The sequence below is a fragment of the Novosphingobium sp. 63-713 genome (assembly GCF_001898925.1).
GTDB lineage: Bacteria > Pseudomonadota > Alphaproteobacteria > Sphingomonadales > Sphingomonadaceae > Novosphingobium.
The window spans coordinates 40074-55020 of the sequence record NZ_MKVS01000048.1 but is presented as its reverse complement, the minus strand read 5'-3'; the positions used below and the strand labels follow the sequence as shown (position 1 = coordinate 55020).

16 protein-coding genes are annotated in these 14947 nt (G+C 62.7%); 7 read left to right on the top strand and 9 right to left on the bottom strand.

What is annotated here, in order from left to right; translation table 11 throughout:
- Positions 1 to 25: 25 nt before the first annotated feature.
- Both BGP00_RS22635 and BGP00_RS22630 read right to left on the bottom strand, forming a co-directional pair.
- Positions 26 to 292 (bottom strand): hypothetical protein, encoded by a 267-nt coding sequence (locus BGP00_RS22635; protein WP_168602283.1) that lies wholly within the window; start codon positions 290 to 292, stop codon positions 26 to 28.
- A 224-nt stretch (positions 293 to 516) separates the two neighbouring features.
- On the bottom strand, positions 517 to 1770 hold the full coding sequence (locus BGP00_RS22630) for a multidrug effflux MFS transporter (protein ID WP_292691723.1): 1254 nt from the start codon (positions 1768 to 1770) through the stop codon (positions 517 to 519).
- 251 nt (positions 1771 to 2021) lie between these two features.
- Between BGP00_RS22630 and BGP00_RS22625 the strand changes: the two genes are divergently transcribed.
- On the top strand, positions 2022 to 2420 hold the full coding sequence (locus tag BGP00_RS22625; protein WP_168602285.1) for a UrcA family protein: 399 nt from the start codon (positions 2022 to 2024) through the stop codon (positions 2418 to 2420).
- 71 nt (positions 2421 to 2491) lie between these two features.
- Positions 2492 to 3610, top strand: coding sequence for a DNA polymerase IV (dinB, locus tag BGP00_RS22620; RefSeq protein ID WP_292691720.1), 1119 nt, complete (start codon positions 2492 to 2494; stop codon positions 3608 to 3610).
- A 51-nt stretch (positions 3611 to 3661) separates the two neighbouring features.
- Here dinB and BGP00_RS22615 read toward each other — a convergent pair whose 3' ends face one another.
- A complete protein-coding gene (locus BGP00_RS22615; protein WP_292691718.1) occupies positions 3662 to 4150 on the bottom strand; it encodes an NUDIX domain-containing protein in 489 nt (162 codons plus the stop codon).
- 16 nt (positions 4151 to 4166) lie between these two features.
- Entirely contained in the window at positions 4167 to 4787 is a 621-nt protein-coding gene (locus BGP00_RS22610; protein ID WP_168602288.1) for a 6-phosphogluconolactonase, read from the bottom strand.
- A gap of 363 nt (positions 4788 to 5150) precedes the next feature.
- Here BGP00_RS22610 and BGP00_RS22605 point away from each other — a divergent pair, with 363 nt between their 5' ends.
- Positions 5151 to 5642, top strand: coding sequence for a response regulator (locus BGP00_RS22605; protein ID WP_168602289.1), 492 nt, complete (start codon positions 5151 to 5153; stop codon positions 5640 to 5642).
- Between the two features lie 45 nt (positions 5643 to 5687).
- On the opposite strand, the gene BGP00_RS22600 is transcribed toward BGP00_RS22605, so the two are convergent.
- From BGP00_RS22600 to BGP00_RS22590, 3 genes are all read right to left on the bottom strand, one after another.
- Positions 5688 to 6143, bottom strand: coding sequence for a DNA starvation/stationary phase protection protein (locus BGP00_RS22600; RefSeq protein ID WP_168602290.1), 456 nt, complete (start codon positions 6141 to 6143; stop codon positions 5688 to 5690).
- A 151-nt stretch (positions 6144 to 6294) separates the two neighbouring features.
- On the bottom strand, positions 6295 to 6864 hold the full coding sequence (locus BGP00_RS22595) for a hypothetical protein (RefSeq protein WP_292691717.1): 570 nt from the start codon (positions 6862 to 6864) through the stop codon (positions 6295 to 6297).
- Positions 6861 to 7238 carry a group III truncated hemoglobin gene (locus tag BGP00_RS22590; RefSeq protein WP_292691715.1) on the bottom strand — a complete coding sequence of 126 codons (378 nt, stop codon included), beginning with the start codon at positions 7236 to 7238 and terminating at the stop codon, positions 6861 to 6863. The genes BGP00_RS22595 and BGP00_RS22590 overlap by 4 nt, the downstream gene beginning before the upstream one ends.
- A 396-nt stretch (positions 7239 to 7634) precedes the next feature.
- Here BGP00_RS22590 and BGP00_RS22585 point away from each other — a divergent pair, with 396 nt between their 5' ends.
- The 3 genes from BGP00_RS22585 to BGP00_RS22575 all read left to right on the top strand — a co-directional run bounded on the left by BGP00_RS22585 (position 7635) and on the right by BGP00_RS22575 (position 11678).
- Entirely contained in the window at positions 7635 to 8108 is a 474-nt protein-coding gene (locus tag BGP00_RS22585) for a low molecular weight protein-tyrosine-phosphatase (protein ID WP_168602293.1), read from the top strand.
- A gap of 69 nt (positions 8109 to 8177) precedes the next feature.
- The gene (locus BGP00_RS22580; protein WP_292691711.1) at positions 8178 to 9221 is read left to right on the top strand and encodes an AI-2E family transporter; all 1044 of its coding nucleotides are present in this window, start codon (positions 8178 to 8180) and stop codon (positions 9219 to 9221) included.
- A gap of 147 nt (positions 9222 to 9368) precedes the next feature.
- Entirely contained in the window at positions 9369 to 11678 is a 2310-nt protein-coding gene (locus tag BGP00_RS22575; protein WP_292691943.1) for a TonB-dependent receptor, read from the top strand.
- A gap of 242 nt (positions 11679 to 11920) precedes the next feature.
- Here the strand turns inward: BGP00_RS22575 and BGP00_RS22570 are convergent, their stop codons facing one another.
- Both BGP00_RS22570 and BGP00_RS22565 read right to left on the bottom strand, forming a co-directional pair.
- On the bottom strand, positions 11921 to 12778 hold the full coding sequence (locus BGP00_RS22570) for an alpha/beta hydrolase (protein WP_292691709.1): 858 nt from the start codon (positions 12776 to 12778) through the stop codon (positions 11921 to 11923).
- The gene (locus BGP00_RS22565) at positions 12775 to 13416 is read right to left on the bottom strand and encodes a TetR/AcrR family transcriptional regulator (protein ID WP_292691707.1); all 642 of its coding nucleotides are present in this window, start codon (positions 13414 to 13416) and stop codon (positions 12775 to 12777) included. Before BGP00_RS22565 ends, BGP00_RS22570 begins: the two co-directional genes overlap by 4 nt.
- Before the next feature lie 125 nt (positions 13417 to 13541).
- Here BGP00_RS22565 and BGP00_RS22560 point away from each other — a divergent pair, with 125 nt between their 5' ends.
- Positions 13542 to 14798, top strand: a complete 1257-nt coding sequence (locus BGP00_RS22560; protein WP_292691705.1) for an MFS transporter — start codon at positions 13542 to 13544, stop codon at positions 14796 to 14798.
- Positions 14799 to 14947: the final 149 nt, after the last annotated feature.

Here is a 14947-nt window from a genome sequence, read left to right as displayed (position 1 = left end):
TGGTTTGACCCGATTTTTATAATTATCAGCAGGGCGAAATGGCTACGCCATGCGACCCGCAGGCATGCGGATTGGGGTGAGGCAAATGCTCAAGGGCGTGGGAAGCGTTGTGGTAAAACTTCTCACGCGCCCATTCGGTTCCGACGGGATGATTACGCCCCGCAGGTTCGTTATGCGATGGTGCTGCGTTTACTTCGGTTTTGGGTAGTGCTTCTGTCGGGCGAACCTTATCGGTTGCCGATGTAGCGATCAGTCCTGAAGCAGCCAGAATCAGGATAATATTTACGCTCATGCCTGTGACCCCTGTTCTGTTTTGGGCGAAATGCCGTTCAAACAGGGGTTAAATATCTGTAAGTTTGCCTTATTTATTATTTAAGGCTGCGAGTTAAGTTAAAATTAACCATCATTTATGATCCAATATGGTACAAGTCGTTCAACCCCGCCGATTGGCTGGACCGCGCGCTCTTTTGCAAAATGCAAAGGGGGCGTGGTCGCCCGGAATTTCCGGCCGCCCGTTCAGGCAATGGGATAGGTGGTGCCCGGGGGATTGCGGCGGCGGAACAATTCGCCCTTCTCGCTGTAAAGGATCAGCGCCAGACAGCCGCAGCCCGCCGTCAGCAGCGCCGCCGCCAAAGGCCGCGCCGTGCCGTCAAACGCCTGCCCGATCAGCGCGCCCAGCCATGAGGCCAGCACCATGCGAATGAACGCCTGTGCCGAGGAGGCCGCCCCCGCCTTGCGGGCAAAGGGCTGGAGCGCGATCGAGGAGAAATTGGCCCCCAGAAAGCCCAGCAGGCACATGTTCAGCGTCATCATCGGCACGAATTGCCACAGCGTCTCATCCGGGCGCGTCGCCATATAGAATTGCAGCGCGCTGGTGGCGATATAGACGACCAGCGCGGTATGGCTGACCCGGCGGGCGCCAAACCGCATGACGATGCGCGAATTGATGAAATTTGTGCAGGCCATCACCATCGCCATGCCCGCAAAGATCAGCGGAAAGCGCGTTCCGGCCCCGAAATGCTCGCCCACCAATTGCTGGCACGAGTTGATATAGCCGAACATGGCCGACTGGATGAGCGCCATGCCGAACACATAGCCCAGCGCCGCGCGGGTGGTCGTCACCTCGATCATCGAGCGGCCGATGTTGGGCAGGCTGATCGGCTGGCGATATTCGCGGCGCAGCGTTTCAGGCAGGCGCAGCGAGATCCAGATCGCCAGCGCCGTGCCCATCAGCGCCATCACGCCAAAGATCCAGCGCCAGCTTGCCATCAGCAGGATTGCCTGGCCCACGCTGGGCGCGATCATCGGCACGATCATGAAGACCATCGAGACGGTCGATTGCATCCGCGCCATCCGGTCGCCTTCATGCAGATCGCGGATGATCGCGGCGGGCAGCACCGCCAGCCCCGCGCAGGCAAAACCCACCATCGCGCGCAGCACCAGCAATTGCTGGAAATTTTTCACCAGACCGCAAGCCGCCGAACAGGTCACATAGGCCGCGATACAGCCCAGCAGCACCGGGCGGCGGCCGAAGCGATCCGCCAGCGCGCCGGGCACCAGGCAGCCAAGACCGCTGAAGATCAGGAAAACGCCCACGACAAGCTGACGCTCGTTGGGATCGCGCGAGCCCAGTTCGCGCGCCATTTCGCCAAGCGCGGGCAGCATCGAGTCCACCGCCAGCGCTTGCAGCGCCTGTACCAGACCCATGAGGAGAATGAATTCCAGCCCGCCGATCTTCTTGTCGGCAGGCCCGGGGGAAGGAGAAGTCATGGGGCCACCATGGCCGCATGGCGCCAAAATGGCTAGCCCCGGCGTGAACAAATCACATGGTGAAAATTACGCTGATAAGTGGGAATATATGCGGATGATTTGGCAGATTTCAAGGGGTGACTTTGGGCGAAAATTTTTAAACATCAGAAATATAGATATTTTTTAAAATTGGCACGCCCTCTGCAATCCTTCTGGCATCCGGTCAGAGCCGGTTTGAACCACGCCAACAATTGATCAGAAGGATACCGACCATGTCCATCTTCCGCACCACCGCTCTCAGCCCCTTTGCCCTGAGCTTTGCCACCACCGCCGCGCTGGGCCTTGCCACGTTCACCTTCGTCATGCCCGCTCATGCGGCCGCGCCTGCTTCCTCCACCATGTCTGTTCCGGTGACCTTTGAAAAGCTGGAAGGCGATGCGCCGACCATCCGGGTCTCCTATGCCGATCTCGACCTGTCGACCGAGCAGGGCCGCCATGTGATGCGCAAGCGTCTGGCCACCGCCGCCAATATGGTGTGCGATGAAATGTCCGACCTGCCTGACCGGCTCAAGGCCCGCGCCCTTTACGAAACCTGCCGCGAAGAGGCGCTGGACAAGGCCACCACCCATTTTGCGGCCAAGCTGAAGGAAAGCAAGCTGGCCCAGCGCTGATTTGTTCTTTTTATGTTCAAATCCCGCGATGCCCCGGTGCCAAATGCGCGCCGGGGCATTATCGTGCATCCATGGAATCGGCCCCGCATCAGGATGAGGAAATCAGCGCGCCCGGTCTGCGCAAGATCATCCATGTCGATATGGACGCCTTCTTTGCCAGCGTTGAGCAGCGCGATGATCCTTCACTGCGCGGCCTGCCCGTGGCCGTGGGGGGCAGCCGCGAGCGCGGCGTGGTGGCCGCGGCCAGCTATGAGGCGCGCAAATTCGGCGTCCGCTCGGCCCAGCCCAGCGTGGTCGCGGCGCGGCTGTGCCCTGCGCTGATCTTCAAACCGCCGCGGTTTGAGGCCTATCGCGCGGTCTCGCAGCAGATCCGCGCGATTTTCCGCGAATATACGCCGCTCGTCGAGCCGCTGGCGATGGACGAGGCCTATCTGGACGTGACGCAGGATATCAAAGGCATCGGCAGCGCGACGCGCATTGCCGAGCTGATCCGCGCGCGCATCAAGGCGGAAACCGGCCTGACCGCCAGCGCCGGGGTCAGCTACAACAAATTCCTCGCCAAAATCGCCAGCGATCAAAACAAGCCCGACGGATTATGCGTGATCCGGCCGGGCGAGGGGGCGGATTTTGTCGCCGTGCTGCCGGTTCGGCGGTTTCATGGTGTGGGGCCGCGCGGGGCGGAGAAGATGGCCGCGCTGGGGATTGAGACGGGGGCGGACCTGCGCGCGCGCGACATTGTGTTTTTGCGCGAGCATTTTGGGTCGCTGGCCGATTACCTCTATCGCGCGGCGCGGGCGATCGACCTGCGCGCGGTCAAACCCAACCGACCGCGCAAATCCCTTGGCGGCGAGCGGACCTTTGACCGCGACATTTCCACCGGGCCGGGCCTGCGGCAAGTGCTGGAGGGGATCATCGAGATGGTCTGGCAGGACATTGAAAAGGCGAAGGCGCAGGGGCGGACGGTGACGCTCAAACTGCGCCTGTCCGATTTCTCGATCCGCACCCATGCGCGCACGCTGGACCGTTTTGTCGACGGGCGCGAGGAATTTGCCGGTATCGCGCGCGAATTGCTCGATGATCTGTTGCCGCTGCCTTTGGCGGTGCGGTTAATGGGGGTGACGCTGTCGGGGTTCGAGGCGGCAGAGGCGCCGCCGCCGGTGGAGGGTGGTGGGCAGATGGTGTTGTTTTAGGAGGAAGAGTGAATGCGAGGGTGATGTCCCTCGCACCTACCCTTCCTTCCCTTACCCCAACACCCAAACCTCAATCCGCCCCCGCAGCGCAGGCAGCAGGTCATCGGGCAGGTCATCGGGCGCAAAAAACGCCGCATGGGTGATTTCGCGAAGGTCGGGCCGGGGTGTGCCAAGGCACTGGCCGATCACAATATGCACCTTGTTGCCCGCGCCGTGCAGCGTATCGCGGGCCACATCGACCACGCGCGCGTCGATCAAAGCGCAGCCCAGTTCCTCGGAAAATTCGCGGATGGAGGCGGGGATCGGGTCCTCGCCGCGTTTCATGCCGCCGCCGGGGGCCATCCAGTCGGGCTTGCCATAGGAGTGGCGGACCAGCAGCACGCGCCCGGCTTCATCGAGTGCGAGGATCCGGCAGCCTTCGATATTGGGCCGCCGGACCCGCCACCATGTCTTGCGCAGCCCATGCGCCCCGCGCAGCGCGACGCGGTGCAGCGGCGCGGGCAGGCGCGCCAGGATCGCCTCGGCGATCAGGCCGAGCATGGCGCGCCTGCAGGCATCAGGTAAAGCAGGTGACGGGCGCCTGCGCCGCGTTCAGCAGGCGGGCCACCGGCAGATCATGTTCGCCAGCGATGGCCGCGCGCAGGATCGCTTCCTTTTCCGCACCGCGCGCCACGAACAGCAGCGCCTCGGTGGCGACAAGGCTGGGGATAGTCAGGGAAAGGCGGTCAAAGGGCGCCTCGGGCGGCAGAGGATCGGGGGTCAGGCGCAGCACGCGCGCCGGGGCATCGGGCCGGGGGTCGGTGTTGGGAAAGAGCGAGGCGATATGGCCGTCGAGCCCCATGCCCAGCCACACCAGCGCGAAACGCGGAGGCTCTGCGCCCTCGACCAGCGGGACGATGCGCGCGCCTAGAGGTTCGAGCGCGGCGCGGATGCGGCCGACATTGGAGGCGGCATGATCCTCGGGCACCACGCGATCATCGCCCGGCCAGACTGCGATTCGATCAAAAGGCAGGCCCTGACGCGCCAATTCGGCAAGGATCGGAAACGGAGTCGATCCTCCTGGCAGCGAAATGGCGATTTCGCCAGAATGTGCTGCAAGTGCGTCGGACAGATGCTGGGCAAGCCAGTCGGCGATGGCGCTGTCGCTGGCGCCTTGGTTGATGATGACATGGGGCATGAACGGTGAATAGCAAACGCCGGCGACAAGGGCAAAGCGGCGGAGTGTGGATGCAAACCTATGCATCGACACATAAATCAGGGGGCATCCCTAAGTAATGACGCCAGATTTCGATAAGAATTGATCCAATTTCGACCGGCTTGATCGATGGCGCTTTTGCGATGGTAAATCGATGCAATTGATTGTGTTAACAAGAATCCGGAACGTGAACAAATTGTAAACTGAGTATATTTTACTAAGTCTTACATAAGGACATAATAATCAGAAAGAGATAGGTTTTGTTTATGCGAAATAGCAGATTGGCAGCAAATAGCCGGTTCGCCTTTTCGCACCTGATCTAATCGGGGGCTTATGGAGGAAGTAATGCTGGTTGAGCATGTTTTGAACGATCGTCTTTCCAATGTTGCTGAAAAGGAACGTAATCCAGAAGCAAGCCCCAATCCTGTTCAGGAAAAGACCGCCGGCACGGATGAAGCACGCATCGATATTCTTCTGGTCGAAGATGACGATGCCGATGCTTATATCATCCTTGAGGCGCTCAAGAACATTCCCAAGGTCAAATCGGTCGTCCGGGCCATTGACGGGATTGAGGCATTGGAAATCGTCGATGCGCGCAACTTTGTACCGCATCTGGCGCTGGTTGATCTCTCGATGCCGCGCATGAACGGCTTTGCCTTGCTGGCCGATCTCAAGGCGCGGATTCAGGTGGATTTTCCCTCGGTGGTGCTGACCTCTTCGCGTGCGGAAATGGATGTGTTCCGCGCGGGCAAGAACGGCGCCTGGAAATACATCACCAAGAAGGAAAAGGTGAACATGATGACGCAGTCGCTGCGTCGCATCGTCAAGAAGATCTGATCCTGCAAAGGCTCTGCCCGCGGGGCGGCGGGCAGAGCCGCTTTTTCAGCCCAACAGGCTGGAGAGAAACCACACGCGGGTTTCGGCCTGATCGGTCCAGTCATCGGCAAAGCCTTCGGTGGCATTGTCGCCTGCCGCGCCGGCGGCGGACTTGACCTCGCGGATCGCTTCGACAAGGCGGATATTGTCATCGCGCAATTCGGCAATCATCTCCTGCGCGCTCAGGTCCGCGCGCGGCTGATCGGCAATGCGCGAGGCCGAGGCAATCGCGCCGATCCCGGTCAGCGCCGCGCCGCCGTTCTTGCGCACCCTTTCGGCCACAATATCGGTCAGCGCAAAGATCGCGCCAGCCTGCTCATCGAACAGGAGGTGCAGGTCGCGGAATTGCGGCCCTTTGACATGCCAATGAAAATTCTTGGTTTTCAGATAGAGCGTGAAGAGATCGGCCAGCAAGCCGTTGAGGCTGTGGGTGAGGGCGGTCTTGGCGTTGTGATCGTTCATCTTGCGCATCCCTTGCTGAATATCAGGCCTCGCAGCATTGGGGCCTTGCTGTGTTAAGGGATGTCTAGCGCGTTTGGTTCAATTGGAAAAATGGATCAATGTGGCCATTGTAATTGGTTGGGGCGATTTATCTGGCGCCGGATCTGGGCGATTAGCCGTTAAATCCCAACCATATCCATCCTGACAGGCCCACACCCAGCCCCAGCAGCACCGCGCCCGCCCAGCGCCGGATCTGGACAATCCCGCCCTGCGCGTCCAGCATCGCCTCCGAGGCCAACCACCCCAGCAACAGCGCAAAGCCCGTGCCCACCGCGCCGCCCGCCGCCGCCGGGATCGGCGCATCGCCCGCCAGCGCCAAGGCCAGCACGATGAACCGTGCCGCATCGGCCGCCTGATGCATCAGCAAAACCAGCGCGGCGGCGAACAGCGAGCGGGTCGGTTCCTTGGCCTTGAAACGGGGGCGAAACATTAACGCTTCGCCGCCCGCCGCGATCAGCGCGAAACAGGCCAGCACCAGCCGCGCGGGATAGGTCATCTGCGCGGCCATCTCGCCGGAAAACCATGCTGCAAATGCACAGGCCAGCGCGCCCGTGATCGCCCCCATCATCAGCAGGCCGCCATGACGCCCCAGCCGCGTGGTCAACGCCGCCACCAGCATTTGGTCGCGCGCGCCGATCCCGGCCAGAAAACAGCCCAGCATGGCCCACAGGGCGGCGTTCACTCGAACATCGCCTTCTGCATCACCGCGGCGATGCGGCGGGCATGGGCCTGCAGGGCGGCGGCATCCTGCGGCTCCATCACCTGCGCGGTGGAGGCGTCCCACAAGGCCAGCCAACGGTCGAACATGGCCGGGGTCAACTGGTCCTTCATGGCATGATGCACGGCGATGGGCACGCCGCGATAAAGGCCGCGCCCGCGCAACTGCGTGGCCCAAAAGGCGGACAGCGCGCGGAAATGGTGGGGCCAGTCGGTGATCCGCGCAAAGACCGGCGCGAGCATTGGGTCCTGACGCGCCTGACCATAGAAATGCTCGACCAGGCGGGCCAGATCGGGATGGCGCATCTGCACCGGATGGAGGGGGGCGGATTGGGTCACGATTCGGGGCCTAGACGGGGTTTGGCGCGATGAAAAGCGCCTGTTTGCATCGCGTCTCGCCCCGGTACACGGGGGCTTTTTCCAGGGCCACTCCATTCGTCGAAAGTGCTGTGCGCTTTGTCGCTGGCCTATTGTCTACTTCGTGAATTGAGTTATTGACGCCAAAGTCGTCCTGAAGCAGGCGGGGCGATATTGGCAATGCTCGATGGGCGAGATCTTGCATCAGGCGCATGGGTGCGAGGTTTCGCCTGTCTGGTTTTTGTAGAACGCGTATCCAACCTTTTAGGTAAGACTTTCCGCGCCCGTCCCGAATTGGGACCACAATTTAACAAATCGCGCGATTCTGCGCCTCGCGGCGAGTGACAAGGGCCGGAATCCCGGTTAATCTGCGCCTCAATGGTGTCGGAAGCCTCAGTCCTTTTTGTCTGTTTGGGCAATATTTGCCGCTCGCCTTTGGCCGAGGGCGCGTTTCGCGCCGCTGCCTCGCGGGCGGGCTTTGCCGTGCATGTCGATTCGGCCGGGACCGGCGGCTGGCACATTGGCGAAGCGCCCGATCCGCGCGCCCGCGCCGAGGCCGCAAGGCATGGTGTGGACATCACCCGATTGCGCGCACGCCAGGTCGAGCGCGCCGATTTCCGGCATTTCAGCCATATCATCGCGCTGGACGAGGCCAATCTGGCCGACCTGCGCCGTCTGGCCCCGGCTGACGCCTCGGCCCGGCTGGCGCTGCTGCTCGACCATCTGCCGGGGCGCGAGGGCCATTCGGTGGCCGATCCCTATTATGGCGGGGCCGAGGATTTCGCCGCGGCATGGAGCGAAATTGCCGCCGCGGCCGAGGCGCTGGTCGACCATTTGCGCTGCCGGGCCTGATAAATCTCGTGCCTTGGCGCGATGCTGTGGCATAAGCGCCGGGAAATACACCAATAGTCACGGGGCTCCATGCGCGACGATGATCTGATTGCCTTTACCCGCAAGGCGCTGGCCTTGCTGTTCATCGTGGCGCTGGCGGCGCTGGTGGTGGAATTGTCCTATCTGCTGATTCTGGTGTTTGCCTCGGTGGTGGTGGCCGTCGTGCTGCGCTCGCTGGCGGGGCATTTTCTGCGCCTGCGGCTGGGCGACGGGGCGGCGGTGGGGTTGGCGGTGCTGTCCCTGCTGGCGATTTTTGCGGGGCTGGGCTGGATGTTCGGCGGGCTGGTTTCGGGCCAGTTTGTCGAACTTGGCCGCCAGTTGCCGCAGGCGGTGGATGCCGCGCAGGCCTATCTCGACCATTGGCATATCGACTATAACCTGTCCGAAATGGCCAAGGTGGCGCGTGAGCAATTGTCCTCGATCTTTCAGCGCGCCAGCGGTTTCGTGATCTCGGTCGGCGGGGTGGTGGCCGATGTGGCGGTGGTGTTTGTGGGGGGCATCTTCTTTGCCGCCGATCCGGCGTTCTATCGCGGCGGGGTGCTGCGCCTGCTACCGCGCTCGGTCGAGGGCCTGATGGCCGACGCGCTCGACGATTGCGGGCGCGGGCTGCAATTGTGGCTCAAGGGGCAAATGGCCTCCAGCCTGTTCATCGCGGTGCTGACGCTGGTGGGGCTGCTGCTGCTGCAGGTGCCCTCGGCCTATGCTCTGGCGATACTGGCCGGGGCGTTTGATTTCATTCCCTATCTGGGGCCGGTGCTGGCTGCGATTCCCGGCGTGCTGGTCGGCTTTTCGGCCAGCCCGTCCACGGGCCTGTGGACCATCGGCCTGTTTGTGCTGGTTCAGCAGATTCAGGGCCATGTGGTGCAGCCGATGGTGCAGAAAAGCTCGGTTGATCTGCCGCCTGTCGTGCTGCTTTTCACGGTGATCGCCACAGGCACCTTGTTTGGCCCGCCGGGGGTTCTGCTGGCCGCGCCGATGACGATTGTCGGCTATATTCTGGTCCAGCATCTTTATATAGGCGCGATGCTGGGGCGCAGCCCCAAGCGGCCCGCAGGCCCGCGCGAGAACACCTGAACCACTTTTCATGTTGCGCCTTGGCAACGCTTTTGCGGGCTTTTTCGGTGTGCCCGTAATTCAAAGTTGAAAGGCGGTTCACCTTTCAATATTGTCCCCCTCAGACGCCGGCGCAAAAGATCGCCGCGCAAGGAGAGGAACATGGCCCTGAACGCCCGCAAGAGCATCCGTCCGTCCGCCGTCCTTTTGATGGCCAGCGTGGCCATCGGCGCACTGCCCGCACCCGCTATGGCCCAGCAAGGCGCGAGCAATGGCGACATCATCGTTACCGCCCGCCGCCGCAACGAATCGCTCAACAACGTGCCGATCACCATGACCGCGCTGACCGGCGACCAATTGGCCGCCAAGGGTTTTGCGGACATCACCTCGCTGGCCGATGAAGTGCCCAACGTGACGCTGGAGCCTTCGCGCGGGACCAATTCGACGCTCTCGGCCTTCATCCGCGGCGTGGGCCAGCAGGATCCCGTTTCGGGCTTTGAACAGGGCGTGGGCATCTATCTCGATGACGTCTATCTCAACCGCCCGCAGGCCGCCGTGCTGGACATTTACGATGTCGAACGCGTCGAAGTGCTGCGTGGGCCGCAGGGCACGCTTTATGGCCGCAACACCATCGGCGGCGCGATCAAATATGTGACGAAAAAGATCGACGACAAGTTCCATCTGGGCCTGCGCGGCACCTATGGCAGCTATGACCAAGCCGATGGCGTCGCCACGATCAGCAGCCCGATCACCAAGGACGGATTGATCCGCGCCAGCGGCACTTTGGCCCGGCTGACGCGCGGCGGTTTCGGGCGCAATCTGACCACGGGCCTGTCGAATTATAACAAGGACATCTGGGCCGGACGCGGCACGATCGAGGTGCATGGCGACAAGATCTTCGCGCGCCTGACCGGTGATTACACCCATGACATGTCGAACCCGCGCGGCGGCCACCGCGAGATTCCGGGCCAGTACAGCGGCGCCCCGGTGCTGGCCAATGTGTTCGATACGCAGGCGGGGCTCAACAGCCCTAAGCAGGACGTGAAGGCATGGGGCTGGTCGCTCTTCCTTGAGGCCAAGCCGACCGAGGCGCTGACGCTGCGTTCGATCACTGCCTTCCGCAAGGACGATTCGGCCTCGCCCATCGACTTTGACGCCACTGCCTCGCAGGACGTCGACGTGCCTGCCTATTACCGCAACAAGCAGTGGAGTCAGGAGCTTCAGGTGCTTTACAGCAAGGGGCGGTTCAACGGCATGGCGGGTTTCTATTACCTCTATGCCACGGCGCTGACGCAGTTTGACGTGCGCCTGTTCACCACGCTGCCCGGCTTTACCGCCTACACCGACGCCAATATCCGCACCGACACGATGGCCGGTTTCGTCAACATGTCCTATGACATCACCGACCAGATCAGCATCGAGGCGGGCGGGCGCTATACCTGGGACAAGCGCTATGCCCAGATCCTGCGTCAGAATTATCTGGGCGGCGGTTCGCCCACTTTCGGCGGGGCAGGCATCCCTGCGGGCGCGCCCAGCACCAATGTTCTGGGCAGCGCCAGTTACACCAAATTCACCCCGCGTGTGTCGCTCAACTGGCGGCCGGACCCGAACAACACGATCTATGCCAGCTTCAGCCAGGGCTTCAAGGGCGGCGGTTTTGACCCGCGCGGCGTGGGTGTGAACGCGCCCGCCGGGGTCAGCCAGAGCCAGTTCCTCAGCTTTCGCCCGGAAAAGGTGGACAGCTATGAAATCGGCCTGAAAACCCGCCTGTTCGATCGCAAGCTGGCGCTTAATCTGGCCGCGTTCCGCATGGACTACAAGGATGTGCAGATCCCCGGCTCGGTGGCCTGCACCACGATTGTTGTCATCAATGGCGTACCGACGCCCACTGCGACCTTCTGCGGCGTGGTGACCAATGCGGGCAAGGCGCGTATGCAGGGTGTGGAAGCCGAGGCGCGGCTGAAGCTGGGGGCGCTTTCGCTCAATGGCTCGCTGGGCTATATCGACGCCAAATATCTGCAATATATTACGCTGATCGCGGGCCAGCCCACCGATGTGGCCGCCAACCGCAAGGTGCAGAACACGCCCTCATGGACCGGCAACGCCTCGGCCACCTATGCGATTCCGGTGCCCGCCGGTTCGCTTGACCTGTCGGGCGGCGTCTCGTGGAAGAGCACGACCTATCAGTTCGAAATTCCCAATCCCTATCTCGACCAGCCTGCCTATGCGCTCTTCGACGCCAGCCTCGTCTATCGCGCGCCGGGCGGCCGCTGGACGCTGGGCGTCTATGGCAAGAACCTGGCCGACAAGCGCTACAAGACCTCGGGCTACACCTATGTCGCGGCCAATGCCACCACCGGGGTGCTGGGCTCTACCCCGAGCGGCGCGCTCATCCCCACGCTGGGCAAGGAAGGCGTGCTGACCACCTATTGGGGCAATCCGCGGCAGGTGTTTGCGACGGCTACGGTGAACTTCTAAGGAGAAGGGAAGGGATGCCTCCGGCGGGCAAAGGGACTCAGTCCCTTTGCAATCCCGATAATGGGGTGGTGCCGGATGGACCGACTTGGTGTCTCGAACATGAAAAATAAAGCCTGCGGCGCTGTTTAATGGCGCCGCAGGCTTTAATTTTTCTAAGGCCGCGTCCGACACAAAACGCCGAACTTATAGCGCAACGAAGACAGTAACGGGAGCGAGAGGGTCTAGACCCTCGCATTTACCCCTTAATCCACCTGATCAAAAAACCGCCCCATCGCCTCCCGCGCATCCGGCTCATCCATCATCGGCGCATGGCCCACGCCCGCCACCGGGGCCAGAACAGCGCGCGGCTTGCCCGCCACCATCGCCTGCGCCACATCCTCGTCCAGCAGATCCGTCACCGTCCCGCGCAGCACCAGCACGGGCCGCGCATCGGCAAAGCGGTGCCATTTGCCCCATGGATCGGGATCGGCCACGATGCGGGCCAGCGCGCGGGCGATGCCGGGGTCGTAATCGGCGATGACCTGTCCGCCTTCCTCGCGGAACAGTCGGCGGGCCATGGCCATCCAGTCGGCGGGACCGTAATGGGCAAACACATCGGCGTTCATCGCCGCGCAGGCGTCGGCGGCGGCCTGCCAGTCGGGCAGAGGTTTGCCCTGGCCCACATAGCCCGCGATCCGGCCCAGCCCCACCATCGAAAGCTGGGGCCCGATGTCATTGATCACTGCCCCCGCCACCAGTTCGGGATAGAGCGTGCCCAGCTCCACCGTAATCAGCCCGCCCATCGAGGTGCCGACAAAGATCGCCCGGCCGATCCCCAATTGCGTCAACAGCGCGGTAATATCCGCAACATAGGTGGCGATGTCATAATTTTCCGCCGGGTCGCGCTCGGAATGGCCGCGCCCGCGCATGTCCAGCGCCAGCACCCGCCTTTGCCGCGCCGCGATCCATGGCGAGACATTTTCGAAATCGCGCGAATTGCGGGTCAGGCCATGCAGGCAGACCACCGGCAGGCGCGCCTCGCCGCCCGCCCCGGCATAATCGCGGGCAAACAGGTTCAGCCCCTCGGCGCTGCGCCAGTGGCGGGTGACATGGTCGTTCATGGCTTTTCCTCCCGCCGCGCGAGGCCCTCGGTGATGAAGCGCCCCGCCTCGCGCACGACATCCTCGGGCGCCTCATCGCCCCACACGCCGTAGCGCAGGCCGAGGAACACGTTGATGCCCATCAGCGCCCAAGCCCGCACCTCGCAATCGCCATCGCTGATCTCGCCGCGCTCCATCGCCGATTGCAGGCGGGAGGCGATGCGGGTGGCCGATTTGGTGTAATGTTCGCGGTAGGCGGCCGGATCGACGAATTCGGATTCGTCGATGATGCGATAGATCTCTTTATGCTGGCGTACGAATTCCAGATAGGCGAGTTGGCCTGCCTGTTCGGCGGCGATCTGGTCCGGGGCGGCGGCAATGCGCGGGGCGACGAAATCCTTCACCTGCCCCGAAAGATCGCGCACAAGGGCCTGAAAAATCGCTTCCTTGCTGTCGAAATAGACGTAAAAGCTGCCCGTGGCCACGCCTGCGCGCGCGGTGATCTGGCTGATGGCGGCGTCGTGAAAGCCCTTTTCGCCAAATTCCTCGGCCGCGGCATTGAGCAGCGCGCGCAAGGTGCGCCGCCCGCGTTCGGTCTTGGGCACCTTGTTCGCGCCGGGAACGGGGGTGGGCGCCGGGGTGTTTTTCGTATCAGACATCGCTCTTGCCGCTTTCTAATTTGAAGCGTGATTCATTTTTCACTATTATGCCCAAGCAGGCCCAAAGCGCAAGGTTTACCCCGCAAGGTTTACCGGACATGCGCAAGGCCCCTTGGGAGAGAAACATGTCCGACCCCGCGACCCGGAAAAACCCGGCCACGCAAAAGCCGATATTTGTGCTGGCCATGCTGCTGGTGGTCTATACGTTCAATTTCATTGACCGCCAGATCCTTGGCATTCTGGCCGGGCCGATCAAGGCCGATCTGCATCTGACCGATACACAACTGGGCGCGCTGGGCGGTTTTGCCTTTGCGCTGCTCTATTCCACGATGGGTCTGCCGCTGGCCTGGCTGGCGGACCGGCGGGGCCGGACGCGGGTGATCGCGGCCTCGTTGGCGGTGTGGAGCGCCTTTACCGCTCTGTGCGGCGTGGTCTCGGGCTTTTGGGCCATGTTTGTGTGCCGCCTTGGCGTGGGCGTGGGCGAGGCGGGGGGCGTTGCGCCCTCTTATGCATTGATTTCCGACACCTTTCCGGCCAATCAACGGGCGCGGGCGCTGGCGGTCTATTCGCTGGGCATTCCGCTGGGCTCGGCGGCGGGGGTGCTGCTGGGCGGCTATGTCGCGGCGGCGGTCAACTGGCGCGCGGCCTTTCTGGGTGTGGGGCTGGCGGGCCTGGTGTTCACGCCTTTGTTCGGCCTGCTGGTGCGCGATCCGCCCAAAGCCGAGAGCGTCAAGGCGCCAGCCCTGCTCGACGTTCTGCGTATCCTCGCTGCCAAGCGCAGCTTCTGGCTGCTGGGCTTTGGCGCGGGGTCCTGCTCGATGATGGGCTATGGGCTGGCCTTCTGGCTGCCCTCGCTGATGCGGCGTTCGTTCGGGCTGGATCTGGTGCAGACCTCGCAGTTCTTCGGCCTGCTGCTGCTGATCGGCGGCACAGTAGGGGTGATGGCGGGCGGCGTCTTTGCCGACTGGCTGGGCGGGCGCAGCCGCGCGGCCTATGGATGGCTGCCGGCGGTGTCCTTCCTGCTGGGCGTGCCGCTGTTTGCCGCCGGGCTCTATTCCGGTTCGGCCCAGATCGCTTTCTGGCTTTTCCTCCTGCCTCAGGCGCTGGTCTATCTCTGGCTCGGCCCGGTGCTGACGGCGGTGCAGCATCTCGTGCCCGCCCCGATGCGCGCCACCGCCTCGGCCAGCTTTCTCTTGATTAACAATCTGATCGGCGTTGGCCTCGGCTCGCTCACCATCGGCAAGCTCTCGGATATGCTGACGCCCGCCTATGGCGATGATGCCCTGCGCCATGCGATCCTGCTGGGGCTGGGGTTCTATCTGCTGGCCGCCGTTCTGATGATGGCGGGGGGGCGGTTTTTGGCGCGGGAGTGGGTGGAGTAAAGGGGAGAGTTTTTGCCTCCGGCGGGCAAAGGGCGGGGGCCCTTTGCAATCCCGTTAATGTCGGCGGTGCGCTTTGGGTTCGGCCGATGGGTGTCGGACGCGGCGTTTGAATTTTAAAGCCTGCGGCGCCTATCAGCGCAACCCCGCCG